Here is a 25,017-nt window from a genome sequence, read left to right on the forward strand (position 1 = left end):
ACGGAGAGAAAATCTTGCTATCAATCTAAGAAAACTATAGAATATTTACATATGATACGAAGCGGAACAAATGTAAAAGGGAGTGTGGAAATGAATCAAAAGACGAGCGCGTATCGACAATTCAATGTGATTGATGATCTAGAAGCTCTGAAAAAGATGTGGGAAATTCGCATCTTTGAAGAAACAATCCAAGAGCTTTTTGATGCAGGAGAATTGCATGGTACGATGCACCTTTGTATTGGACAAGAAGCAACGGCTGTTGGTGGAGCGGGCATTTTAGACCAAAGTGACTGGATTGTTTCGACACATAGAAACCATGGTCATTGTATCGCAAAAGGAACAGATATCAGAAGTATGTTTGCTGAAATGCTCGGAAAGAAAACTGGAACAAATGAAGGCAAAGGTGGGAGTATGCACATTGCTGATTTGGATATGGGAAATCTGGGATCAAACGGCATTGTCGGAGCGGGCTTTCCAATTGCAGCTGGAGCTGCTTTAAGTGCGCAAATGCAAGGAACGAAGCAAGTTGTATTATGTTACGCTGGAGACGGTGCCACCAATGAAGGCAGTTTCCATGAAGCATTGAACTTGGCGTCTATTTGGCAGTTACCAGTTATTTATTTCATTGAAAATAACCAGTATGGAATGAGTAGTTCTATTGAACAAATGGTCAACATCCAGAAGCTTTCTGATCGAAGCAAAAGCTATGGTATCGAAGGTATAACAATTGACGGCAATGATTTATCCGTCGTATCAGAGACCGTTTCGCATGCAGTAGCTAAAGCTAGAAGTGGTGGTGGTCCAACCTTGATTGAAGCGTTAACTTATCGTCACAAGGGACATTCGAAATCAGATAAATTAAAGTATCGTTCCGAAGATGAGTGTCATGATTGGCAAGTAAATAACGATCCGATTTTACGTCTAGAAAACGAATTGATACAGAACAAGAGAATGAAAGAAGAGGAAATTCGGCAGTTGGAAATGTCGATCAGAAGAAATTTTTCTGATTTAGTCGCTTCTGTAAAAGGAGATAGTGAACCAACGATCAAGGATTTATGGACGCATGTCTATGCGGAGGCTGAAGTATGAGGACGATAACTTATCTACAAGCAATTAATGAAGCGTTGGATGAAGCTTTAAAAAAAGATGAACGTGTTTTTCTTTTAGGCGAAGATATTGGCGTTTACGGCGGCGGTTTTGGTGCTACTCAAGGACTTCAAGAAAAATATGGAAAAGAACGTGTTCGAGATACACCTATTTCAGAAAGTGCGATAGCAGGAGTTGCGGTGGGAGCAGCGATGACAGGGATGCGTCCAGTAATGGAATTACAATTTTCTGATTTCATTACTGTCGCCATGGATCAGTTAGTGAATCAAGCAGCCAAAATACATTATATGTACGGAGGTAAAGCCAGCGTTCCTTTAGTGATGAGAACAGCTTCTGGCTCAGGTACTGGAGCAGCAGCACAACATTCACAGAGTTTAGAAAACTGGATGGCGCATATACCTGGGCTCAAAGTCATCCAACCAACTACTGCTTATGATGCAAAAGGATTGCTCCATGCTGCAATCCAAGATAACAATCCGGTAATGTTTTATGAGCACAAACTTCTGTATAAAACAACTGGGTTTGTTCCGAAAGAACCGTACACCATCCCTATCGGTGTGGCTGATATTAAACGAAGGGGTTCAGATGTCACAATTATTGCAACAGGAATTATGGTCAATAAAGCGTTGGAAGCGGCTGAGATTTTACAAGAGAATAGTATTTCTGTTGAGGTGATCGACCCTAGGACTTTGGTTCCACTAGATGAAAAAACTATTTTGTCTTCTGTTAAAAAAACGAAACGAGTGATTGTGGCGACAGAAGCAGTTAAAAACAGTGGATTCAGTGCGGAAATCACCTCGATCATTGCCGAGTCTAATTGTGCGATGCTGTTAAAGGCTCCGATTGTTCGTTTAGGTGGCGAGTTTGTTCCGATGCCAGCACAAAAACAACTAGAAGCACACGCGACACCTCAGGTAGCTACAGTGGTGAACGCGGCTATACAACTAATAGCAGAAGTCGAGGCCTAAAAATGAAGATAAGTGAAAATCACAGAAAAATGTTGAAAATTGTGACGATGTACTACGAGCAAGGTCTAACTCAAGCCATAATTGCAAAAAAAATGGGGATTTCAAGACCGGTTATTTCAAAAATGTTACAACAGGCTAAAGAATCAGGAATTGTTTCAATTTCGATTAAAGATGAGTCTGCTTATGCAGTACAACTTGGCTTGCGCTTAGAAAAAAAGTATCAGCTTGATGATGTGATCGTAATCCCTACAAATGAGCAAAAACAACACGAAATTGTAAAAAAAGAAGTGAGCAGGACAGCTGCTTACTATCTTAAGGAACGTTTAAAGCCTGAAATGGATATCGGACTATCTTGGGGGACGACATTAGCTGACTTGATTGATGAGATGCCGTATCAGTCCTTTCCAACCATCAACGTTTCACCGTTAGTTGGTGGAGTGTCCAGTGAGCATCTTTATTTCGATACAAATCATTTAGTCTTTCGATTAGCGGAAAAACTAAATAGTCGTTGCCAATATTTTTATGCGCCTGCTTTAGCGGAGAGTATAGAGTTGGCCAATATCTTAAACCAATCGCAACTAGTTGGACAGGCGTTAGAACAAGTAAAAAAAGTTGATTTAGCAATAATTGGAGTAGGGAACCCTAATCAGAGCTCAACCTGGAAACGTCTTGGCTATATCGGAACAAAGGAATTGCAAATCATAAGTAAAACAGGAGTCAAAGGCGATGCAGTAGCTTCCTTATTTGACAAAAATGGCCAAACAGTGAACAATGAAATAAGTAAGCGGATGCTAGGAATCAAAGTGGAAGATTTAGTGAACATACCAGAAGTAATGGTTATTGGTTGTGGTGAAGAGAAAGTTGACAGTATTCAGCCACTATTACTTGGTAAGTGTTGCACTATTTTAATTATTGATCAAAAGATTGCTGAAGCATTGATTGCCAGATAGACTAGTATATTAAGCTTTTATGTAATCCAAATTCATATGCTAAGTAATTTAGCTTTTAAATTTATTTGGCTTTGCAGGCTAGTTTGTCGAAAAAATTAAAAATAGAACGTGACAAAAAGCGTGACACGAGACTGAATGAGTCTAATATGCTTTTAATGAAGGAGAGTGCTTTTAATGGATTTATCACAAGGAACCCCCGTATCGATTCAGTTGAAGACGGTAGTCGATCAAGCGGGTGAAAAGAAAAACTTTTATTTTGATTTGGATGGTCAAATCGTGAAAATTGGCGATACTTTATATATTCGTTATAAAGAAGAGCAAGAAGAAGGAGAGGCTGTTCCTGTAACAATCAAAGTTGAACCCGATGGAAAAATTCAATTGATCCGTGCCGGTGGTCTTAGAATGCGGCTAAAATTTGCTTATCAAGAACGCTTAGATACTAGTTATAAAACTCCTTATGGTTTATTTCAAATTACGACATTTACACGTAATTTGCGCTTCAGCCTCAAAGATCAACCGGTTGCAGGAAGCATTTTGATCGATTATGATTTGTATTCTCAAACCGAAAAAATTGGGGAATATCATTTGGAACTAGAATTTACAGCATAATTATGTAATAATCAATTGATTTTTTCTTCATGTTTTTGTATGATAAGGAGTAGACTGTGAAAGGACGTGTACCGTTTGGAAATTAATGTATTTGACGGGTTGAACAAAGATGAATTATCCATGATAGAAGTTGCGCACGCAATTTTAGAACAACGTGAAGATGTGATGGACTTCTCTGATTTAGTAAACCAAATTCAAAATTATCTTGGAAAATCTGACAGCGAAATTCGTGACTCTTTAGCACAATTTTATACTGACTTAAATATTGATGGCAGTTTTATCTCTCTTGGAGATAACCGTTGGGGCTTGCGCTCATGGTATCCAATCGATTCTATTGACGAAGAAGTAACACACGGTTTAGAAGAAGACGAAGAAGACAAACCACGCCGTAGAAAACGTAAGAAAGTCAATGCTTTCATTATTGATGCTAATGATGAAGATGTGATCGACTACAACGATGATGATCCGGAAGATGCTGAACTTACGGATGAAGATGACGACGATATTCTTTACGATGATGATGACGATGAAGAAGACGAAGAGATTAAAGCGTATAACTCAGATCTTCAAGAAATCGGTGCGGATTCTGATGATGAGGAAGAAGAATTGCCAGGAATTGAAGAAGATCTTACAATCATTGATGAAGATGATGTAGATGATGATTTTGATGATGAAGACGAATATGTGGATCCTGAAGAGGAAGCATAATGTCTCAATTGACGAGTGTTCTCATAATGAGGACATTCGTTTTTTAGTTAAATAGAAAAAATGAATGAAAATGATTGACAAATGGTCTATATCTTTGTAAACTATGTCTGTTAACAAAAATGAATAGCGTTTTCATGTGACTAGATAATACTAGGCATGGAAGAATTTCAAAAAAAATATGATATACTCATATTTTGACGGGATTGTTCTATGCTTTTTTTGTTGTCTTGGCATAAGATGGCGAACAATTTACTTCTGCAGAAGAGGAATGTTTATGAAAATCAAAAAGGTGCTTAATCAAAATGCTGTGCTCGTCATTGACGCTGGACAGGAAAAAGTCGCGGTTGGTAAAGGCGTGGGATTTAACAAAAAGAAAAATGATTTGTTATTCCCGCAACAAGTAGAAAGAATGTTTGTAATGGAACCTGATGGCTTGAGAAAGCTTCAAGTTTTATTATCGCAAATCGATGAAAAATATTTTTTTGTCACGGAAGAAATCATTGCTCATGCTGAAACGATCTTGGGTGAAAAATTGAATGAACATATCAATATTGGTTTAAGTGATCACATTGCATTTGCTGCAGAGAATATCCAAAATAATATTATTGTAAGAAATAAGCTTTTGAATGAAATTGAAATTCTTTATAGTGAAGAATTCTCAATTGCACAATGGGCAGTGGATTATTTGACGCAAACATTAGGCATTCCGTTTAGTTATGATGAAGCAGGGTATATCGCAATCCATATTCACAGTGCTCGCAGTGGTCGAACGGATAACAGTAAAAGTATTCGTGAAGTCACTATTGTTTCAGAAATTATTCATTTAATCGAGCAAGAATTAGGAATTAATATTCATGATGAAAAGATGAGCTTAAGCTATTCACGGCTAGTCAATCATCTACGCTTGTTTATTCACCGTTTTCAGCAAAGTCAGTATGCGGTTTTGGACGATGAAATTTTGGATGTTGTGCGTAAAAAATACGCAGAAAGTTACGAAATATCGAAAAAAGTTCAAGTTTTGTTAATGAGAAATTTTCACTACCAAGTACCAAATGAAGAATTGGGTTATCTTGCTATTCATATCGAACGGCTGAAGATGATCAAATAACAGACAAGGAGAGAGAGAAAAAAATGAAAGCGTATATGCAAAGAATGGGACGCTCGTTGATGCTTCCTGTAGCGGTATTGCCAGCTGCAGCAATTTTAATGGGTATTGGGTATTGGATCGATCCAAACGTAATGACAGGTTTAGGTGATCCAAATTTTCTATCTGTCTTTTTAGTTAAAGCTGGTGGCGCAATTATAGACAATCTACCTGTTTTATTCGCGGTAGGTTTAGCATTAGGTATGTCTAAAGATAAAGATGGGGCTGCAGCACTTAGTGGACTTGTTGCGTTTTTAGTTGTAACAACGTTACTTTCAACTGCGGCAGTTGGCGCAATGAAAGGTATCCCAGTTGAACAAGTGGATCCTTCTTTTGCTAAAATTAGTAATGCATTTATCGGGATTTTATCTGGGCTAATCGCTGCATCAATGTACAATCGATTTAGCCAAGTGAAATTACCGATGGCTTTATCCTTCTTTAGTGGTAAACGACTAGTTCCAATTATGACAGCCTTAGCAATGTTAGTCGCTTCAGGCGTGTTGTTCTTCTTGTGGCCAATTGTTTTCTCTGGTTTAGTGACTTTTGGTGAGTCTATTTCTAAATTAGGTGCGGTAGGTGCTGGTCTTTATGGATTCTTTAACCGTTTATTGATCCCAACTGGCTTACACCATGCATTAAACTCAGTATTCTGGTTTGACGTAGCAGGTATCAACGATATCGGCAATTTCTTATCTGGTACTGGCGAAAAAGGAATCACAGGGATGTACCAAGCTGGTTTCTTCCCAATGATGATGTTTGGGTTGCCGGCAGGCGCTTATGCAATTTACCGCAACGCACGTCCAGAAAAGAAAAAAGCAACTGCATCATTGATGATTGCAGCAGCATTTGCTTCTTTCTTTACTGGTATCACTGAACCATTAGAATTTTCATTCATGTTCGTAGCATGGCCATTATACGTTTTACATGCAATTTTGACTGGGATTTCTTTATTCATTTCTGCATTCTTCCACTGGACAGCAGGTTTTGCTTTCAGTGCTGGTTTAGTCGATTTTGTGTTAAGCTTACGTAATCCGATTGCCAATCAACCTTATATGTTGATTGTTCAAGGGTTAGTTATGGCCGTTCTATACTTCTTTGTATTTGATTTTGCCATCAAAAAATTTAACTTGATGACTCCTGGTCGTGAAGAAGGTGACGGCGAAGAGACACCTGATATCGATACAACTGGCGATAATAAATTTGCAGTTTTAGCTAGTAAAATTTACCAAGGACTTGGTGGGGATGCTAACGTTACATCAATCGATAACTGTACAACTCGTTTACGTTTGACTGTTAGCGATACTGGCAAAGTTGATCAAGCAAAGATCAAAGCAACAGGCGTTCCTGGTGTGAAAGTAATTGATGATACAAATATTCAAGTAATCGTTGGGACAGAAGTGCAATTTGTAGCAGACGAAATGAATAAAATCCGCAATGGCGCAACTCCTGTTGCAAGTGAAACTGTAAAAAAGCCTGAAGTAAAAACAGAAGCACCAAAAGCAACTGCAAAAGAAACTGAATTATATGCTGTTGCAAACGGAAAATCCATTCCAATTTCAGAAGTTCAAGATGATGTTTTCTCAGCTAAAATGATGGGAGACGGTTTTGCTGTTATCCCAACGGATGGTGAAGTAACAACACCTGTTTCAGGTAAAATCACAAGTATTTTTCCAACAAAACATGCTTTAGGAATCCAAACAGATTCTGGTATTGAAGTATTGTTACACATGGGATTAGATACAGTTGAGCTAAAAGGTGCTCCCTTTACTTTACACGTTGAAGAAGGTCAAGTATTGAAACAAGGCGATAAAATCGCAACAATTGATTTAGTAGCTTTAGAAGCTGCTGGTAAAAAATCTGATTTGATTGTTGTGTTCACAAATCAAGATGTTGTTGAAAGCTATGTTCTAACGAACGCAAATCAAACAGTTTCTGCTAGTGAGTCAATTGGTAACGTAACTGTAAAATAAATAAAAAACTATTCAAGGTATTTCCCTTGGATAGTTTTTTTCTATTGTTGCAATATTATTTTTCTATGATAGGGTTAATGTATTAGTATTTTTATTATTTTTTTTAAAATAGCGCGATCATTTTTAAAATAAATAAAATTGATACTAAAAAGTGTTTGGAAAATTATATAGTTAAGTGAATACTCTCTAGTTAATAGGAGTAAGTGATTGATAGCGAATGAAGGTGATACTGTTATGAAAGAAAATACAGCACAATTATTGACGTTAATTCAAAAATCTCAAATCAAAGATCTATCATTAGCTGATAGTATAGAGCTTCGCCGATTATCCGCTGAGTTTGCGAATGTGTGTGGTGAAATCGTTGAGAAAAAGATGGATCAGTTTTATAAGAAATAAACACTAGAATAAGTAGAATAGGTTGGGACAGAAGTGTTTAACTCCGAAAAATAAGAAGGAATTCACAAAAATTACTCTTCAAATTTTTGTGAATTTCGGCTTATTTCCGAAGGAGTTGCTTCTGCGCCCACCGTTTATTCGGTCACTAATAGCCTGAAACATAACCTTTTTAGTTATGTCCCAGGCTATTTTTTCCCATTGTTTTTTTTACTTATAAATAGTAAGCAAATAACTTGTGAATTCTTTTAAAAGGAATATAATAGCACTATAAAGGTCAGGGATGGTCAATTATCGATTGACTTTCCACTGTATCTTTAAACAAAATAGGAGGTTTGTAAAATGGCAAAACAACAATATGACAGAAGTAAACCACATGTAAACATCGGCACGATCGGACATGTCGATCACGGAAAGACTACATTGACTGCTGCAATCACAACAGTACTAGGAAAAAAAGGCCTAGCAAACCCACAAGACTATGATAGTATTGATGCAGCTCCAGAAGAACGTGAACGTGGCATTACAATCAATACCTCGCATGTCGAATATGAAACAGAGGCTCGTCACTATGCTCATATTGATGCACCAGGTCACGCTGACTATGTTAAAAACATGATCACAGGTGCGGCACAAATGGACGGTGCCATTTTGGTAGTATCAGCAACAGATGGCCCTATGCCACAAACAAGAGAACATATTCTTTTATCACGCCAAGTAGGGGTAAAACATTTGATTGTGTTCCTTAATAAAATAGATTTAGTTGATGATGAAGAATTAATCGATCTTGTTGAAATGGAAGTTCGTGAATTGCTAAATGAATACAATTTTCCAGGAGATGACACGCCAATCATCAAAGGTTCTGCTTTAAAAGCTTTACAAGGTGATTCTACTGCAGAAGCTGCAATCATCGAGTTGATGGATACGGTGGATAACTATATTCCTACTCCAGAAAGAGATACAGATAAACCATTGTTATTGCCTGTGGAAGATATTTTTTCAATCACTGGTCGCGGTACAGTTGCATCTGGACGGATCGATCGAGGGAAAGTAAGTGTTGGGGATGAAATCGAAATTGTCGGTATAAAACCAACTACGCAAAAAGCCGTGGTAACAGGAATTGAAATGTTCCGAAAAACGTTAGACTATGGTGAGGCTGGAGATAATGTTGGTGTTCTTTTGAGAGGAATTACTCGTGATGAAATTGAACGTGGACAAGTTATCGCAAAACCTGGTTCTATCACTCCACACACAAAATTTATTGCGGAAGTGTATGTTTTAACAAAAGAAGAAGGTGGAAGACACACACCATTCTTCACAAATTACCGCCCACAATTTTATTTCCGGACAACGGATGTAACAGGAGTGGTTGAATTACCAGAGGGAATTGAAATGGTGATGCCAGGAGACAATATAACAATTGATGTTGAATTGATCCATCCAATCGCAGTTGAGCAAGGAACAACATTTTCTATTCGTGAAGGCGGACGGACTGTTGGATCTGGTATGGTCACCGAAATAGAAAAATAGCAAAAACGGATGACGATAATTATTTTAAGGAATGGCATGTTAAAAGAGAAGGCACTGTTCCATTTCAAGTTATGAGGGACGTCAACGGAGCACACAAAGTCAGTATTCCGGGAACAGCATGTCTGAATGGCGAATTTGAACTAGTGACAAAATAAGAGGAGAGCCGGAATGATTTCAGCTCTCCTCTTATTCATTTATCGTTGATACCTATTTCTAAGAATCCGACGAACCCCGTGTATTTTCTTTTGTTTTTCAATCGGGGCATTATCTATGATCAATAAAGCAATCATCACATAAGCGATAAAACTTTTTCTTGAGTAAAGTGTATATCTAGATATCCATTCAGAAGCATACTTATTTTTGTAATCACGCAATCCTTGGAAAGAGTAAAAGCGTGACCCAAATTCGTAGACTAGATAAGCAATTCGTTCTTGAAAGAAGCTTTTTCTAGATGTTCCAACATTCGATAATGGTGCCATACCGAGATTAAAATAAGTAAACCCTTCATCCTTCATATAATTGAATAATGAAATAAAGAGGTAATCCATCACACCGGAAGGAGCTTGTTTACTGTATCTCATCAAATCGATCGTACCTTCTTCTTTGGTGTAAGTCGGTATGATATTGGCAAAAGCGACAATTTGATCCTCTTGATTTTTCGTAACGGCCAGTTGTCCTCGTTGCAAATAACTTTCAGAGAAAAAGCCTAACGAGAAGCCTTTTTCTTTTCGACTGCCTAACCATTCATCTGAAACTTGTTTTAATTCCAACATCAATTCTTTGGAAAAGGGTGGCTGCAATACTTCGAATCGGTAATTTTCTTTTGCAAAACGATTCATAACAGCTCGCTCGCTTTTCATCTTTTTCCCTGATAATGTGAAATTCGGTAAGTCGACATGCGCTTCTTCGCCCATTTTTATGAAGTCATAACCAAATTCGTGTAAGAACATTACGATTTCTTCAGAAGTTTCATAAAAAACTGGTAGATAACCCCAGCGGTCTGCTTCATTAATGAACTGTTCCATCGCTACTGAAAAGTCTTCTTTTTTCCCGGAAGGATCACCCATGATGACACACTTATTATTAAGTGTTTTAAATTGTAACATCACCGTATCTTCACCAGTTTGATCTGTGTAGATATACATATCCTTGTCTTTAAGGAAAATCAGCTGACTATCCGTATTACCACCATAAGTATTCAAAAGAGCAAGGGCACGTTCTTCGTCTAATTGCATGCCCATTTTATGTCGTTTCCCTTCAAGATATCGAATGAAAAGGTAACTAAATAATGTTACCAGCAGAATGCCGATCAAGCCGGAAAACCAAATTTTTTCTGACGGAAAGAAAAAGAACGAAATAAAGTGATGCTTATGGTGAGGGAATGTTGGTAAATTATAAACACCAATCACAACATATAAAATCGTTAACGCTAGAAAAATAATTCCATCTACAGTGATCATTTCCCAAGAATAGACTAACTGTTCTCTGAATAGTTCTCGTTTTGAAAAAATGATTATGATTAGCAGAAGGCCTAGAAAAACAATAACACCCCAGCTAAAATCTTTGATAAACGTATAAACTAATGTGATGACTATTAACACGATTGTCGGTAAATATGCCCGTTTGACTCTGGCCGCAATACCTCGTCCCATGATCAGCAATAGAAATCCTAATAAAATAGCAGGAAGTTGCGTGATAATATGAAACGAAAGTGGGTTTAATTTTTTCAACCAATCAAATTGGCTAAAGGCTTCGGGTATTGTAGCAGAAAGAACAATCATGATCCCTGAAAAGTACATGAGAAAAACGACAAATTTGTGTGCTAATTCAGTTGATAATTCTCTGGGAATACCAGAATAACGAGTATTTAAACTATGGCTTAGATTTTTTATAAAGAAGAGAATCCCAATCATAAATGGTACAATGTAATAAAATAGACGATAGAGTAGTATCCAAGCAATCACCACTTCTCGGTTGACACCTAAAGCCGATAACCCAACAATCATCATGATATCAAAACTACCCAATTCACCTGGAATCATAGAGACGATCCCGATGACAGACGCCGCAATGAATAGCGGAATAATTTGAAGTGGATTTAAATGAACGCCCATTAATTGACCGATTAATAAAAAACTGCCTAAAACTCCTGTCCATTCTAAGAAGGACGTTAAAATAAGGCCGATACGTGTTTTATTGTCGATATCTCCAATATACTCATCTTTTTTGATCAGACTTGTAATCAAAATAACTGGAAAGTATAAGCTGCCACCTATCAGCCAAATCCAATATTGTTGCAAGTAATCATTTGTATGACCAAACAGGACTAAGAGAAAAGCAATCAGACTATAGATTGATAAACCAGACATAAGAAAAATCAAGATTTTCGACAAGGCTCTAACGACCTTTTTGCCATCTTTTTCTTTTCCGTAAAATTCTGACCGTAAACCGACACTGACTAATCCACCAAACCCAGCGATATTATTGATAGTATTGATCATCCAACTCGTTTCTATGAGAAAGGACTTTTTCGGTTTTTGTTCTAGTATTCTGTTGAGAATCACATCATAACCGATCATTGGAAAGACAGCGATTAGTCCAATCAACAACATCAATCCGATTTTCCACAGCGCAAGATCTTGAAAAATATCAGCGAGTTGATCGAAAGAAATTGTTTTTCCTATAGAAAGTAATTCTCTAAAAACAATTATCACTACTGAAAAAATAAAGATGGTTTTAAAGTAACTAGCATGATCTTTGATCCATTGAAGCATTTTTTTCATTTAATAGCACCTACTTTTCTTGTAAGAATGTTAAAATTTCTTGATTGAATGTTTCAGGGTCTTTTTTCGCAAAGGAATGTCCTTGCTTTGGTACCAAAACAAATGAAGCGTTTGGTATTTCTTTTGCTAGATAAAGTGAATGGGCTCGTTTGATGATATCATATTTTCCCACAATAACTAAGGTTTTTGCAGAGAACTGCTGTAAATCTGATTTAGAAACGCCGATATCACGCATCATTAAACAAACAGTTTGGAGCTTCTTATAGGCTTTGTCATTAAATAAGGCAACAAATTTCAGGAAAATATAGTGTATTGTTGTCGCTATCCTTATAGGGGAATAGACGCCACTTACTACGGTATTTCCAGCGTTTAGTACTAAACGGTGTATCTTTTCAGGATATTTTTTAGTGAAAACCATTGCCAAATTAGCGCCATCACTAAAGCCAATAATGTTCGCTTTGACAACCTGCTCTTGTTCCATGACAGAATATAGGTCTTCAGCCATCTGATCAAATGTCAGTTTATTGCTAGTGTTCGTTGAGCGTGCATGTCCACGACTATCAATAGTGAACACTGTGAAATAGCGACTAAACTCAGGTACTTGTTTTTCAAAATAGTCACCGCTACCGCCATTCCCATGAAGAAGAAATAAAGGAAATCCTTTGCCAGATATTTCATAATAAATCAGACTATTATCTGCTGTGACTAGCGTTCGTTTTTGTTTTTCCATACCGTTACCACCTTATTATTCTTAGTATATCGGTTTCTGCTCATATTTCAAACTGAAACGAATAAAATGATTTCGAGTACTTTATTAAAGAATAATAAAGAATTAGTCTTTTTTTAGATTTTTTTTACATAATAAAGTATGATAAAATCTACTCACAAAAAGTTTGGATGATAAAATGGGCAAATTGATGAAACTCACAAAAAGAATAGTACTATTGCTAGTTCTCTTACTAATTGTTGGGTTAGGATACTTTGGTTATAAGATTCGCCAAAATGTTCAGCAAGTGACGACTTACGAAGCTGAAGTAGAACAAGCAGTAAAAGAGAACAATATTCCCGAATACAAAAACTTAGTATTAGCAATTATTTACACGGAATCAAAAGGCCGTACGGAGGATTTGATGCAAAGCAGTGAAAGCGCGTATGGCAAACGACAAATGATTGGAACGACTAAAGAAAGCATTGATGCAGGAGTGGCTTTTTTAGCCCAGTCAATCAATCAAGCCAATGAGGCTGGCTGTGACATATGGACAGCAGTACAAGCCTATAACTTTGGCTTAGATTACATTTCATTTGTAAAAGAACGTGGTGGTAAAAATTCGATTCGTTTAGCAGAAGAATACTCAAAGGAAGTATTGTCTCCTTTATTAGGGAATACAGAACAAAAAACGTATCGTTACTATCGTCCACAGGCGCTTGTTTATAATGGTGGATTTCTATACAGTAACGGTGGCAATATGTTTTATGCTGATATCGTTAGGATGAATGAGCAGTTTATAAAGTGGCTAAAGTAATTTAAATACCAAAAAGAATGATCCTTAAGAATATCGTCTACTAAAAAGTGCGAATTCTTAAGGATTTTCTTGAAGTTCTTTCTATTAACAAGTAAACTAAAGAGGATGTATTTTTAACAAGGAGAAAGTAGGGAACCGAATCCATGACAAATAAGTTTGATCTGAAACAAGGATTGACTCAACTAGAGGTTGAGGAACGAAAAAAGCAAGGACTACAAAATGACTATGAAGAAAATGTCGCTAAATCAACTAAGGACATTGTTTACGATAACGTCATGACATTGTTTAACTTTTTAAACTTTGGCATCGCACTTTGTCTGCTTTTTGTTGGAGCCTATTCCAATTTAGCATTTTTAGCGATTATTTTAGTAAATATGGGGATGGGAATTTATCAAGAAATCCATGCTAGAAATTTAGTGCAGAAATTATCGATTGTAGCTAAAGAAAGCGTGCATGTGATTCGTGATGGCAAAGAGATAGAAATCGATACCAAAGAATTAGTGATGGATGATCTTGTTGTGATTTCTGCTGGAGAGCAAGTTCCTTCTGATATGGAAGTGTTGGATGGGAAAGCCGAAGCCAATGAAGCTCTATTGACTGGTGAATCAGATCTGATTGAGAAAACTGAGGGAGATATTTTGTTATCTGGTAGTTTTCTAGCAAGTGGTCAAGTATATGGGAAAGTGATCCATGTTGGGGCCGATAATTATGCGGTCAAGATTACCGCAGAAGCCAAAGTCCACAAACCAATCCAGTCTGAATTGGTCAATTCAATTCGAAAAGTCTCTAAATTTACGAGTTTAGTGATTATTCCTTTGGGGATCATTTTATTTATAGAAGGCTTTATGATTCGTGACTCTGGTATAGAAGCGTCAGTAGTTGCATCAGCCGCCGCTTTACTTGGAATGTTGCCAAAAGGGCTGGTACTATTGATCAGTATCACGCTAACGACAGGCGTTGTAAAATTAGCCAAAAAACGTATTCTTGTTCAAGATATGTATTCAATTGAAACATTAGCTCATGTTGATACACTCTGTCTGGATAAGACGGGAACGATCACTGAAGGGAAAATGAAGGTTCAAAAGGTTGAAGTTTTACATGCAAACTATCGTGAGAATTTCCCACAAATTATCGGTAGTTATCTAGCTGAAAGTACAGACAACAATATTACGATGCAGGCCATTCGAGATCATTTTGAATTGTCCAATCGTTTTGGTGCCGTCAAGACTTTACCGTTTTCATCTGAAAGAAAATGGGGTGCAATCGAGTTTAACGAATTAGGGACTGTTTATCTTGGGGCGCCTGAAAAACTAGTCGCAGTTGACCGTTTGCCAAAAGAAGTGATTGAAGCACAAGAGAATGGTTACCGTGTGTTGATGTTGGGAATTGCGGAAAACATGCCATTGGACGAAGAGAATATGCCCTATTTAGAACCATTAGCTGTTTTAGAAATCGATGATCCAATTCGTCAAAATGCCAATGAAACGTTAGCATATTTACGTGAAGAAGGGATCGACTTAAAAGTTATATCTGGAGATAACCCTGTAACAGTTTCTAATATTGCTCGTCGTGCTGGATTATTCGGCTATGAGTCTTATATTGATATGTCAACGATGGAAACAGAAGCAGATATACGCCGAGCTGTTCATGATTACACTGTTTTTGGTCGAGTGACACCTCAACAAAAACGGACGATCGTTCGTGAATTAAAAGATAATGGTCATGTTGTCGCAATGACAGGGGATGGCGTTAATGATGTTCTCGCTTTAAGAGAAGCGGATTGCAGTATTGCGATGGCAGAAGGGGACGGCGCAACTAGACAGATTTCAAATTTAGTATTGTTAGACTCTGATTTCACAACATTGCCAGATGTATTGTTTGAAGGTAGACGTGTTGTGAACAATGTCACGAAAGTTGCAAGTGTATTTTTTATTAAAACAATCTATTCATTTATTCTATCAATGATTTGTGTGTTTACGACAATTGCATTTCCTTTCATCCCAATTCAAATCACATTGATCGATCTGGCAATCGAAGGGTATCCTGCATTCTTCTTATCATTTGAAAGTGATAAACGAAAAGTACGAGGTAAATTCTTACCGACGGCATTGAGAAATGCATCTGTTAATGCGGTTTTAGTCGTATTAAATATCGTTGCGGTTTATTTGATGGGACAAAACCAGGATTTTACGCAAATGGAGACAACGACATTAATGTATTACTTATTGATCGGTATCAGTTGTATGGCGGTTGTTCGTGCGTGTTTGCCATTTAATCCATTAAGAATTTTCCTAGCTGTTACAACTGTTGGAGGTATTTATGTCGCTGCGATGCTGTTTCACAGCATTTTAGAAGTAGGATTCTTAAATCATCAGACATTACCGATTTTTGCAGTAATGATGCTTATTAATATTATTGTTCGAATCGTGATTGGTCTTTTCCAAATGAAACGTGCAGGAAAAACCATTAAAGATCTTTAAAATGGAGTAAAAAGTGTGAAAAATAGGGAGAGGTATTTATGAGCGGAGAATATCAAATGCGCAAGACTATCGGAAAATGTTTTCGGTCCCAAACAGATAATTTTAACGGCGTCATCCGAATCTACGGCAGTCCATACATGTATCGTGTAATAAACGGCATCCCTGAAAAGGGGGCGATGTTGGAAGTCGTGGAATTTTCAAGTACCGAATTATTTGTAACTGTAAACAACTACTTATTCGAAAGTGATGTGAATTATATTGATAATCCTTAATATTCTAATTTTTATGATTATTCTTGTTCTAATTTTGGTTCTTATTTCAAAAATGGTGATCATTGTCCAGCAAGGTGAAGTAAAAATCGTTGAAAGTTTTGGTAAATATGTTAAAACAATCGATCCTGGATTACATTTTCTAATTCCGGTACTCTACAAGGTAAGAGGCAAAGTGTCATTGAAACAAACGCCTTTGGAAATCGAATCACAAAGTGTGATTACTCGTGATAACGTAATCGTAGAGGTTGATGAAGCAATCAAATATCATGTGACGGATGTTCGTGCATTTGTTTATGATAATGAAGATTCTGTTACATCTATGATTCAAGATTGTCAGTCAAATCTACGTGGAATCATCGGGAAAATGGACTTGAATGAAGTGCTTAATGGAACAGAAGAGATTAACGTAAGCTTATTTGAAAGCGTCAAAGATATTACAGCAGGTTACGGATTATCGATTGACCGTATTAATATCGGTGAAATTTCAGTATCCGATGAAATTGTTAACTCAATGAATAAATTGATTACAGCCAGTCGTGATAAAGAGTCGACGATTACAATTTCAGAGGGTAGAAAACAATCCATTATATTAGACTCTGAAGCGAATGCATCGCAAATGCAGATCGATGCTGAAGCGCGTGCAAAACAAACGAAAATTGATGCCGAAGCACGTGCTGAACGAACAAAGATTGATGCGGATGCTGAAGCAGAAAGAATTCGTATAACAACAGAAGCTGAGAGACAGCGCATTTTAGCCTTGAATCAAGCAATTAAGGAAAGTGACTTAAATGAACAGGCCTTGGCTTATTTGGGAATAGAAGCATTTAAACAAGTTGTTAGAAGTGACACAAATACAGTTATCCTACCAAGCAACATGACAGAACTAGGGAATATTCCTGTAGTTAAAGAGTTGTGGGATGCACAAGATAGTAAAGAGTAATTATAAATATGGTGTGGAGTAATCTACAAAATTGACAGAAAAAGCAGATGAACGTTATCTGTTTTTTTGTTTTCTTAAACTAATTCAGATTACCATATTTATTTTATGTAAACCTTTTTTAATAAAATCCAAGGTTTATGAAAATAAGAGTGCAATTTACTTGAAAATTATGTTTAGTATGATACAATAAAAAATGTGTAATTGTGTCTTTTGAAAGTCGCGCTGAAGTTTTCAGTGCTTTTTTACTGACTATCGCATAAATTAGCGTTTTGCTATTTTGGAGGTGAGAACAGTGGCACAAAGAATTCCTCAAGAAGTCATCGAGGAAGTGAGACAACGTACGAATATTGTTGATGTGGTTGGACAATATGTTCAATTGAAGAAATCCGGTAAGAATTATATGGGTCTTTGTCCGTTTCATGAAGAACGTTCCCCTTCATTTTCAGTAGCAGAAGACAAGCAAATTTTTCATTGCTTTGGCTGTGGAAAAGGTGGAACTGTTTTTAATTTTCTGCAGGAAATAGAAGGAATCAATTTTCCAGAGTCCGTACGAAGAGTGGCTGAATTAGAACAAATACCTGTCAATATCGACTGGGTCAATACAATGGAGTCAGAGGCATCAGAAAACGTACAGAATCGAAAATTGATCGAACTGCATAAAAAAGCTGCGGATTTATACCATCATGTTTTGATGAACACGCAAATTGGTGAACCTGCGTTAAATTATTTAATAGAGCGTGGTTTGACTAAAGAGCTCATTGAAACATTTAAAATTGGATTTGCTCCTCAAAAACGTGATTTTTTAAGCCAAGTATTTCAAAACGAAGAAGTAGCAGAACAGTTATCCAAAGAGTCTGGATTGTTCATACAACGGGACAATGGTGAGTTTTTGGATCGTTTTTACCAACGTGTCATGTTTCCAATCACTGATGATCGTGGGAATGTAATAGCTTTTTCAGGAAGATTACTTAAAACAGAAGATTTTCCAGGGGACGATATGCCGAAGTATTTAAATAGTCCGGAAACTAATTTGTTTAATAAAAGAGATACCTTGTTTAACTTTGATAAAGCACGTAAAGAAATCAGAAAAGAAAATACTGTCTTTTTATTTGAAGGGTTTATGGATGTTATCGCAGCTTGGCAAGCAGGAATCACGAGTGGCGTCGCTTCTATGGGGACTAGTTTGACTAATGAACAGATCCGTAAACTTGAACGTGTAGCGAAAGAACTTGTGGTTTGTTACGATGGTGATACAGCTGGAGTAGAAGCGACAAATCGTGCTATTTCTTTGTTGAGTGAGCATAGTCGTTTTCAATTAAGTATCGTCAGTATTCCTGAAAAACTGGATCCAGATGAGTATTTAAGAAAATACGGTAGCGATTCATTTCGCGAGTTAGCACTTCATGGTCGTGAAACTGTTTTTAGTTTTAAAATGCACTACCATCGTTTAAATCGCAATATGAACAATGAAAAAGAACAACTGGATTATGTGAATGATTTACTGCAAGAATTGCTTTTGGTGCAATCACCATTAGAACGAGATCGGTATTTGAATCAGTTAGCACAAGAGTTTCAGTTATCATTTCATTCCCTAGAAGAGCAATTAAAGCAGCTAGAAACGCAACAACGCTCTACTAAGAGAAGGGAACGCCAGCAACAAACAGCACGACCGCCACAAATTTACGAGATCGACGATATGTTGGAGCCACCGGAGATGCTAGAAGAGAGTACTACTCCTCCGTCGGTCGAAAATAAATTACCGTTGACACAAGTAGAGAAAGCAGAGCGCACATTGTTGTATCGTTTAATGAATGAACAAAGCGTCAGAAATCAAGTCGTTCAGCTGCCAGAGTTTAATTTTGCCCATGATCATTACCAGGAGCTTTACTTGTTATTAGATAGTTACATGAGTATTCATTCTGAGTTTTTACTTGCTGATTTTATTGATTATCTAAAGGAAGAAACGATTAAGAAATTAGCGATTGATATTTCTTTACAGACAATTTCTGAAGAGAGTTCGGATCGTGAAATTGCCGATGTTATAAGAGTAATCGAAAATTCTAGCTTAGAAGATCAGATTAAAGAAAAACAACGGCAAAAAAAAGAAGCAGAACGTTTAGGGAATAAGCAGGTAGTAGATGAACTATCGATTGAAGTGATAAATCTAGTCAAACAATTGCAAAAAAGTCGTATACTGTCTTAATTTTTAGATGATGTATTTGACTATTATTTATATATTTAACCGAATGGAAAAATGAAGGGGGCCTTCTTTCATGGAAAAAGAAACAGAAAAAAAATATGCAGCTGCATTGGCAGCCTTTATCAAAGAAAACAAGCCTAAAGGCAATGTTTTTTACGATGATTTAACAAACACATTAGCAACACCATTTACATTGAATGCCGATGAAATGGAAAAGCTGATCCAAAAAGTTGAAGATGCTGGCATCAGTGTCGTTGATGAAAATGGTGATCCGAGTGAACATAGTCTAAAAAAAGACGAAAAAGTTGCTGAAAAAGCCCAAATGGAAGATTTATCTGCCCCGACTGGTGTTAAGATCAATGACCCAGTTCGTATGTATTTGAAAGAAATCGGACGTGTTCAATTATTAACGGCAGCAGAAGAAGTAGAATTAGCTTTAAAAATCGAAGAAGGCGACCAAGAAGCGAAACAACGTTTAGCAGAAGCTAACTTGCGATTAGTTGTTTCAATTGCAAAACGTTATGTTGGTCGTGGTATGCAATTTCTTGATTTGATTCAAGAAGGAAATATGGGTCTAATGAAGGCCGTTGAAAAATTTGATTATCGCAAAGGATTTAAGTTTTCAACTTATGCTACTTGGTGGATTCGTCAAGCAATCACTCGTGCAATCGCTGACCAAGCTAGAACGATCCGTATTCCTGTGCATATGGTTGAAACAATCAATAAATTGATCCGTATTCAACGTCAATTACTGCAAGATCTTGGTCGGGAACCAACACCGGAAGAAATCGGTGCAGAAATGGACCTACCAACTGAAAAAGTTCGTGAAATCTTGAAAATTGCTCAAGAACCAGTTTCATTGGAAACACCAATTGGTGAAGAAGATGACTCTCATCTTGGGGATTTCATTGAAGATCAAGATGCAACAAGTCCTGCTGAACATGCAGCTTACGAATTGCTGAAAGAACAACTAGAAGATGTACTTGATACCCTGACTGACCGTGAAGAAAATGTACTACGTTTACGTTTTGGTTTAGACGATGGTCGTACAAGAACATTGGAAGAGGTTGGTAAAGTGTTTGGTGTGACTCGCGAACGGATTCGTCAAATCGAAGCGAAAGCATTACGCAAATTACGCCATCCATCTCGTTCTAAACAATTAAAAGATTTTCTAGAATAAGAAGATTTTTTGAAACATTTGAACAGCTCTTTTCGATTTCTTTCGGAAAGGGCTGTTTTTAACAATCGTAACAAAAAAGTTAGATAGTACATATTGGAAGAAACGTGATTTTATGGTAGATTAGATTTACGAATGTGTAGAATGTGAGGCGGAATGAATGACGAAACAATGTCCGAATTGCGGAACAGAGTTAGACAATCAAGAAAAGGTCTGTCCCGAATGTGGTTATTCCTTTAAAGATAAAAAAATAATTGAAGACAAAAAACCAGAAAATAATACCAAAGATAAAAAAACAGAGGATACTTCTAATTTTTTGAATAAAGAAGAAAACGAAAATATTGAATGGTCAGAACTAAAAGATATGAGTATTGGCCATGTAATGACAATGTTTAATGAACAACAACCGGACGAAAAAAATAGTGAAATATCCATTGATGATGAAAAAGAAAAGATAGATGAAAAGGGCGATGAAACTGAAAACAGCGTTAATTCATCCGATAATAGAACAGATGAACTTGTAAATACTGCTGCTTTGGATCAGTACATCAATGAACATAAAAATGATAAATCGATTTCGGAAGCACCAACTGAAACAAAAAAGACTGTAGAAATCGATGGAAAATCAGAATTAGAAGAGGAATCTGTAACAATTGATGAAGAATCGAAATCAAAAGACAAAGGACAAGATGAAGTGAAATCAAATGAGTCAGATAAAAAAACAGAAGCGACGGATACTGAGACAGAAAAAGTAAATAATCAGATACCAAAAGAAGAAATTACAAAATTTACGAAACCCGCAGACAATTCTGCAGAAGCAAAAACTATTGGCCCTAAAGCTTTGCCTAGTGATACATCCGAGATCCCATCAAAAAGTAAAAAGCCTGAAGAGATTGAAATGGATGAAGCACCTATTTTCTTTAAAGATTCAGAAGAAGCTAAATCTGCTAAAAATCAGTTTAAGAAGCCTCTGGACGAAGCAACACCAACAAAAGAAATAAAAACTGAGCCTGTCAACACAACAACAGGTAAAAACTATAAAAAAATGTCAATCATTTTAGCGGCAGTTGTTGTACTTGCAGGAGGCTCATGGTTTGCCTATAGTCAGTCACAAAAGAAATCGTCAACGGGCACCCAAGTCGCGCAAAAACAAGAAAAATTAGCTGAACAGACTGAAAAAGAATTAAAAAGCTATTTTACAGATGACAAACAACTATTCTTGAAACCAGAAATGGTGAGTGTTGCGCCAAAGACTATCAAGGAAAATTTAGACACACTGAAAGAAGATTCCAGTTACAAAAATTTAGAGACTCTTTATAAAAAAGTCACAGATAAACAAGCTGCGATTACAAAAGTAAACGAATTATTTGCTGAACCAATCATTGATGGAAACAAATTAAAAGATGTAGCCATTAAAGCGGATAAAAAAGTTGATCTTAGTAAACGTGAAGAAAAAGATGCGTTTGATCAATTGCTAAATCAAGCAACAGATCAAGCTGTGAGCCAATATGATCAATTACAAAAAGCTAAAGCAGCAGTTGATGTATTTTATAAAAATAATGAACTGACTGATGCTTTGACAAGAGAAAATTATGCTACTGCAAAATCAGAAGTGGACAAAGTAAAAAGTGACACACTCCGTAAACCACTTAGCGAAACGTTGGTCAAAGCGGATAAATTATTGACGGATACAGAAGCAGCGATTGCTTCACAACAACAAGCATATGTAAATCAAACGCCAGCTGAAACAAATGAAACAGCTGCGACGGACGACCAAGGGAATAATGCGGAAACAACGACTGGTGTGCAGCCAGATTCAAATACGTTTTCATCTCCAAACGCTCAGGGTATTTACACGGATCCTGTGTACTCAGTCAACGCAGCGGATGTTAGTGATATGAGTAATCCTGCATGGAGTTGGGCTCCTGGTGTTCAGGAAAAAGTGATTGCGACCTGTATTGAACGCGGCTATATCACTGCAGGCGGCTATTCCTTACAACCAGCGAGAATCATTAATGGAGAAGGATACTATAATTTATATGGATCAGACAATCAGTATCTAGTCACAATCAATGCAAAAACTGGCTGGTTCAAAGGAAACGCATCAAGAAACGCAGGAAGATAAAAATAACGCTTTCTGAGAAGGAAGGTGGGTCTGAGACATAACTCTTTGAGTTGTATCTCAGACCTTTTAAATCGGAATAAATACGTTTGTTTAACCTTCGTTGTCCTTCCGGATTAAATCAAAAAATCAATGACGATTGATTTCAGTACAAGGAGAAATGTATGGAAAAAAGAGAATATATAACCTTTAGAGAAGGTGTAAATGCTTGCGTACCGACAATTTTAGGGTATTTGGGTATTGGTATTGCAGTGGGGGTAGTTGGTAAAAATGTAGGTCTTTCACTTGTTGAGATCGCGCTGATGTCGATTTTAGTTTATGCCGGTGGAGCACAATTCATCATTTGTGGAATGTTGGCAATCCAGTCACCGATTTCAGCCATTATTTTCACGACTTTTTTAGTCAATTTACGTCACTTTTTGATGAGTATGTCAGTCGCTTCCTATTTTAAGAAAGAACCTCTGATTACAAGTATCGGGATCGGAACTCTCTTGACAGATGAATCATATGGTGTACTTATGACAGCGTTGTCGAATAACCATAGAGTCAGTTCCGCTTGGACCCACGGATTGAATATAACTGCTTACTTAACTTGGATTCTGTCAACGATCGTAGGTGGTTTGTTGGGGACGTGGATTCCGGACCCATATCTATTAGGCTTGGATTTCGCCCTAGTCGCAATGTTTGCAGGATTATTTATTTTACAAGTTGATGGACCTATGAAGAAATACACGAAAGAAACACTGATTGTTTTAGGTACAGTTTGTTTGTCACTATATTTATTTATGGGATTTTTTTCGCCAGAACTTTCTGTTTTATTCGCGACACTTTTAGGATGTACGTTTGGGATGGTGAATCATCATGAGTAGCAATTATATTTTACTGACGATTTTAGGATGTTCAATCGTTACTTGGATTCCACGGATTTTTCCTTTTTTAATTTCAAAACGAGTAGATTTTCCGGATTGGTTTCTTCGCTTTTTATCATATATTCCAATTTGTATCTTGACGGCACTCTTATTTCAGAGTATTTTAGAGGTTCAGGCAACAGGCTTTCCTAAAGTAAAAACGTTAGAAGCGTTAAGTTGTATTCCTACTTTACTTGTTGCTATTCGTACAAAGGATTTGATGAAGACAGTTGTAGTAGGAATTGTTACGATTGCACTATTACGTATTTTTTTAGGCTAAGTGCCAGAAGGAGAAAAAGATGAACGAATTATTAGCACAAATTTTTACAGCATTAGTGATCGACGAGAATGAAAGTCACTACTTTTTACAAAAAAATGGCATTACTTTGCGATTATCGAAAGAAGAAGGTACGCATGAAATCGGTGAAGCAGTAGAAGGCTTCGGTTATATGAATCAAAAACAAGAGCCGGAAATGACAACGATCATTCCTACAGCTCGTATAGGACAATATGCATTTGGGACAGTAACAGGTACAAGACGCGATTTAGGAGCCTTTGTGGACATTGGTTTAAAAGATAAGGATGTTGTTGTGTCTTTGGATGAACTACCTGTAATGCGTGAATTATGGCCTAAAAAAGGCGATCAGCTAATGGTTGCTTTAAAAGTTGATAATAAAGAACGAATCTGGGGCGAATTAGCAGATGAGAAAATCTTTAAAGCTATGGCTAAACCTGGAACAGAAGAGTTAAAAAATGAGAATATCAGTGGCATCGTCTATCGTTTGAAAATGATTGGTTCATTCGTATTGACTGATGATTTTTATATTGCATTTATTCATCCTTCAGAACGGTACCAAGAACCTCGTTTAGGTGAAAAAGTGAACGGACGTGTCATCGGAGTACGTCCAGATGGTATATTGAATATTTCTTTGAAACCTCGTGCATACGAAGCAATCAGCGATGATGCAGCAATGATATTAACCTTTTTAGAAAGAGCTTCTGATCATAAAATTCCATTTACGGATAAATCAAATCCAGATGAGATCAAGCAAACATTTGGTATAAGCAAAGCTCAGTTTAAACGTGCAATCGGTAATTTGATGAAGCAAGGAAAAATTATTCAAGAAGCTGGATTCACCATTTTAAAAGAAGATCAGCTAGAAAAATAATTGTTCTTTATTCTAATTGAGAATCACTTGCAAATGTTTTAGAGTTATTTTATACTTATTATAA

21 protein-coding genes are annotated in these 25,017 nt (G+C 36.8%); 19 read left to right on the forward strand and 2 right to left on the reverse strand.

The genetic code is table 11. The features are described from left to right. The first annotated feature begins 90 nt into the window (after positions 1-90). The 9 genes from BCR22_RS00915 (at position 91) to tuf (ending at position 9,379) form a co-directional block, all read left to right on the forward strand. Positions 91-1,089 carry a thiamine pyrophosphate-dependent dehydrogenase E1 component subunit alpha gene (locus BCR22_RS00915; RefSeq protein WP_069653120.1) on the forward strand — a complete coding sequence of 333 codons (999 nt, stop codon included), beginning with the start codon at positions 91-93 and terminating at the stop codon, positions 1,087-1,089. After that, positions 1,086-2,075, forward strand: a complete 990-nt coding sequence (locus tag BCR22_RS00920) for an alpha-ketoacid dehydrogenase subunit beta (protein WP_069653121.1) — start codon at positions 1,086-1,088, stop codon at positions 2,073-2,075. The genes BCR22_RS00915 and BCR22_RS00920 overlap by 4 nt, the downstream gene beginning before the upstream one ends. A gap of 2 nt (positions 2,076-2,077) precedes the next feature. After that, a complete protein-coding gene (locus tag BCR22_RS00925; protein WP_069653122.1) occupies positions 2,078-3,025 on the forward strand; it encodes a sugar-binding transcriptional regulator in 948 nt (315 codons plus the stop codon). Between the two features lie 174 nt (positions 3,026-3,199). Next, positions 3,200-3,634 carry a YwiB family protein gene (locus tag BCR22_RS00930; protein WP_069653123.1) on the forward strand — a complete coding sequence of 145 codons (435 nt, stop codon included), beginning with the start codon at positions 3,200-3,202 and terminating at the stop codon, positions 3,632-3,634. A 75-nt stretch (positions 3,635-3,709) separates the two neighbouring features. Further along, positions 3,710-4,342: a DNA-directed RNA polymerase subunit delta gene (gene rpoE, locus BCR22_RS00935; RefSeq protein ID WP_069653124.1), complete on the forward strand. Its 633-nt coding sequence runs from the start codon at positions 3,710-3,712 to the stop codon at positions 4,340-4,342. 274 nt (positions 4,343-4,616) lie between these two features. After that, complete coding sequence (locus tag BCR22_RS00940; RefSeq protein ID WP_069653125.1) at positions 4,617-5,450, forward strand: PRD domain-containing protein; 834 nt, start codon at positions 4,617-4,619, stop codon at positions 5,448-5,450. Positions 5,451-5,473: 23 nt separating this feature from the next. Further along, positions 5,474-7,456 (forward strand): N-acetylglucosamine-specific PTS transporter subunit IIBC, encoded by a 1,983-nt coding sequence (nagE, locus tag BCR22_RS00945; protein WP_069653126.1) that lies wholly within the window; start codon positions 5,474-5,476, stop codon positions 7,454-7,456. Positions 7,457-7,663: 207 nt separating this feature from the next. After that, a complete protein-coding gene (locus BCR22_RS00950) occupies positions 7,664-7,852 on the forward strand; it encodes a hypothetical protein (protein ID WP_069653127.1) in 189 nt (62 codons plus the stop codon). A gap of 339 nt (positions 7,853-8,191) precedes the next feature. After that, positions 8,192-9,379, forward strand: a complete 1,188-nt coding sequence (gene tuf, locus BCR22_RS00955) for an elongation factor Tu (protein WP_069653128.1) — start codon at positions 8,192-8,194, stop codon at positions 9,377-9,379. 194 nt (positions 9,380-9,573) lie between these two features. Here tuf and mprF read toward each other — a convergent pair whose 3' ends face one another. Together mprF and BCR22_RS00965 are read right to left on the reverse strand one after the other, a co-directional pair. Next, positions 9,574-12,162, reverse strand: a complete 2,589-nt coding sequence (gene mprF / locus BCR22_RS00960) for a bifunctional lysylphosphatidylglycerol flippase/synthetase MprF (RefSeq protein WP_069653129.1) — start codon at positions 12,160-12,162, stop codon at positions 9,574-9,576. Positions 12,163-12,172: 10 nt separating this feature from the next. Further along, on the reverse strand, positions 12,173-12,892 hold the full coding sequence (locus BCR22_RS00965) for an alpha/beta fold hydrolase (RefSeq protein ID WP_069653130.1): 720 nt from the start codon (positions 12,890-12,892) through the stop codon (positions 12,173-12,175). 175 nt (positions 12,893-13,067) lie between these two features. Between BCR22_RS00965 and BCR22_RS00970 the strand changes: the two genes are divergently transcribed. From BCR22_RS00970 to BCR22_RS01015, 10 genes are all read left to right on the forward strand, one after another. Next, positions 13,068-13,685: a lysozyme family protein gene (locus BCR22_RS00970; RefSeq protein WP_069653131.1), complete on the forward strand. Its 618-nt coding sequence runs from the start codon at positions 13,068-13,070 to the stop codon at positions 13,683-13,685. Between the two features lie 143 nt (positions 13,686-13,828). Further along, positions 13,829-16,165 carry a cation-translocating P-type ATPase gene (locus BCR22_RS00975; RefSeq protein ID WP_069653132.1) on the forward strand — a complete coding sequence of 779 codons (2,337 nt, stop codon included), beginning with the start codon at positions 13,829-13,831 and terminating at the stop codon, positions 16,163-16,165. Positions 16,166-16,203: 38 nt separating this feature from the next. Beyond that, positions 16,204-16,437 carry a hypothetical protein gene (locus BCR22_RS00980; protein WP_083241713.1) on the forward strand — a complete coding sequence of 78 codons (234 nt, stop codon included), beginning with the start codon at positions 16,204-16,206 and terminating at the stop codon, positions 16,435-16,437. Between the two features lie 52 nt (positions 16,438-16,489). Beyond that, complete coding sequence (locus tag BCR22_RS00985) at positions 16,490-17,377, forward strand: SPFH domain-containing protein (protein WP_373681194.1); 888 nt, start codon at positions 16,490-16,492, stop codon at positions 17,375-17,377. Between the two features lie 292 nt (positions 17,378-17,669). Next, complete coding sequence (gene dnaG, locus BCR22_RS00990) at positions 17,670-19,580, forward strand: DNA primase (RefSeq protein ID WP_069653134.1); 1,911 nt, start codon at positions 17,670-17,672, stop codon at positions 19,578-19,580. Positions 19,581-19,650: 70 nt separating this feature from the next. Beyond that, entirely contained in the window at positions 19,651-20,757 is a 1,107-nt protein-coding gene (gene rpoD / locus BCR22_RS00995; protein ID WP_069653135.1) for an RNA polymerase sigma factor RpoD, read from the forward strand. A 157-nt stretch (positions 20,758-20,914) separates the two neighbouring features. Then, entirely contained in the window at positions 20,915-22,879 is a 1,965-nt protein-coding gene (locus BCR22_RS01000) for a cell division site-positioning protein MapZ family protein (RefSeq protein WP_069653136.1), read from the forward strand. A gap of 161 nt (positions 22,880-23,040) precedes the next feature. Beyond that, the gene (locus BCR22_RS01005) at positions 23,041-23,745 is read left to right on the forward strand and encodes an AzlC family ABC transporter permease (protein WP_069653137.1); all 705 of its coding nucleotides are present in this window, start codon (positions 23,041-23,043) and stop codon (positions 23,743-23,745) included. Next, on the forward strand, positions 23,738-24,064 hold the full coding sequence (locus tag BCR22_RS01010; protein WP_069653138.1) for an AzlD domain-containing protein: 327 nt from the start codon (positions 23,738-23,740) through the stop codon (positions 24,062-24,064). Before BCR22_RS01005 ends, BCR22_RS01010 begins: the two co-directional genes overlap by 8 nt. Before the next feature lie 19 nt (positions 24,065-24,083). Beyond that, positions 24,084-24,953: a CvfB family protein gene (locus BCR22_RS01015; protein WP_069653139.1), complete on the forward strand. Its 870-nt coding sequence runs from the start codon at positions 24,084-24,086 to the stop codon at positions 24,951-24,953. Positions 24,954-25,017: the final 64 nt, after the last annotated feature.

The sequence above is a fragment of the Enterococcus plantarum genome, assembly GCF_001730295.1.
Lineage (GTDB): Bacteria > Bacillota > Bacilli > Lactobacillales > Enterococcaceae > Enterococcus_L > Enterococcus_L plantarum.

What these genes read in the sequence shown, in the direction of transcription:
- BCR22_RS00915 (WP_069653120.1), top strand. Translation starts at nt 91, where the DNA reads ATGAATCAAAAGACGAGCGCGTATCGACAATTCAATGTGATTGATGAT.
- BCR22_RS00920 (WP_069653121.1), top strand. Translation starts at nt 1,086, where the DNA reads ATGAGGACGATAACTTATCTACAAGCAATTAATGAAGCGTTGGATGAA.
- BCR22_RS00925 (WP_069653122.1), top strand. Translation starts at nt 2,078, where the DNA reads ATGAAGATAAGTGAAAATCACAGAAAAATGTTGAAAATTGTGACGATG.
- BCR22_RS00930 (WP_069653123.1), top strand. Translation starts at nt 3,200, where the DNA reads ATGGATTTATCACAAGGAACCCCCGTATCGATTCAGTTGAAGACGGTA.
- BCR22_RS00940 (WP_069653125.1), top strand. Translation starts at nt 4,617, where the DNA reads ATGAAAATCAAAAAGGTGCTTAATCAAAATGCTGTGCTCGTCATTGAC.
- nagE (WP_069653126.1), top strand. Translation starts at nt 5,474, where the DNA reads ATGAAAGCGTATATGCAAAGAATGGGACGCTCGTTGATGCTTCCTGTA.
- tuf (WP_069653128.1), top strand. Translation starts at nt 8,192, where the DNA reads ATGGCAAAACAACAATATGACAGAAGTAAACCACATGTAAACATCGGC.
- mprF (WP_069653129.1), bottom strand. Translation starts at nt 12,162, where the DNA reads ATGAAAAAAATGCTTCAATGGATCAAAGATCATGCTAGTTACTTTAAA.
- BCR22_RS00965 (WP_069653130.1), bottom strand. Translation starts at nt 12,892, where the DNA reads ATGGAAAAACAAAAACGAACGCTAGTCACAGCAGATAATAGTCTGATT.
- BCR22_RS00970 (WP_069653131.1), top strand. Translation starts at nt 13,068, where the DNA reads ATGGGCAAATTGATGAAACTCACAAAAAGAATAGTACTATTGCTAGTT.
- BCR22_RS00975 (WP_069653132.1), top strand. Translation starts at nt 13,829, where the DNA reads ATGACAAATAAGTTTGATCTGAAACAAGGATTGACTCAACTAGAGGTT.
- BCR22_RS00980 (WP_083241713.1), top strand. Translation starts at nt 16,204, where the DNA reads ATGAGCGGAGAATATCAAATGCGCAAGACTATCGGAAAATGTTTTCGG.
- BCR22_RS00985 (WP_373681194.1), top strand. Translation starts at nt 16,490, where the DNA reads ATGGTGATCATTGTCCAGCAAGGTGAAGTAAAAATCGTTGAAAGTTTT.
- rpoD (WP_069653135.1), top strand. Translation starts at nt 19,651, where the DNA reads ATGGAAAAAGAAACAGAAAAAAAATATGCAGCTGCATTGGCAGCCTTT.
- BCR22_RS01000 (WP_069653136.1), top strand. Translation starts at nt 20,915, where the DNA reads ATGACGAAACAATGTCCGAATTGCGGAACAGAGTTAGACAATCAAGAA.
- BCR22_RS01005 (WP_069653137.1), top strand. Translation starts at nt 23,041, where the DNA reads ATGGAAAAAAGAGAATATATAACCTTTAGAGAAGGTGTAAATGCTTGC.
- BCR22_RS01010 (WP_069653138.1), top strand. Translation starts at nt 23,738, where the DNA reads ATGAGTAGCAATTATATTTTACTGACGATTTTAGGATGTTCAATCGTT.
- BCR22_RS01015 (WP_069653139.1), top strand. Translation starts at nt 24,084, where the DNA reads ATGAACGAATTATTAGCACAAATTTTTACAGCATTAGTGATCGACGAG.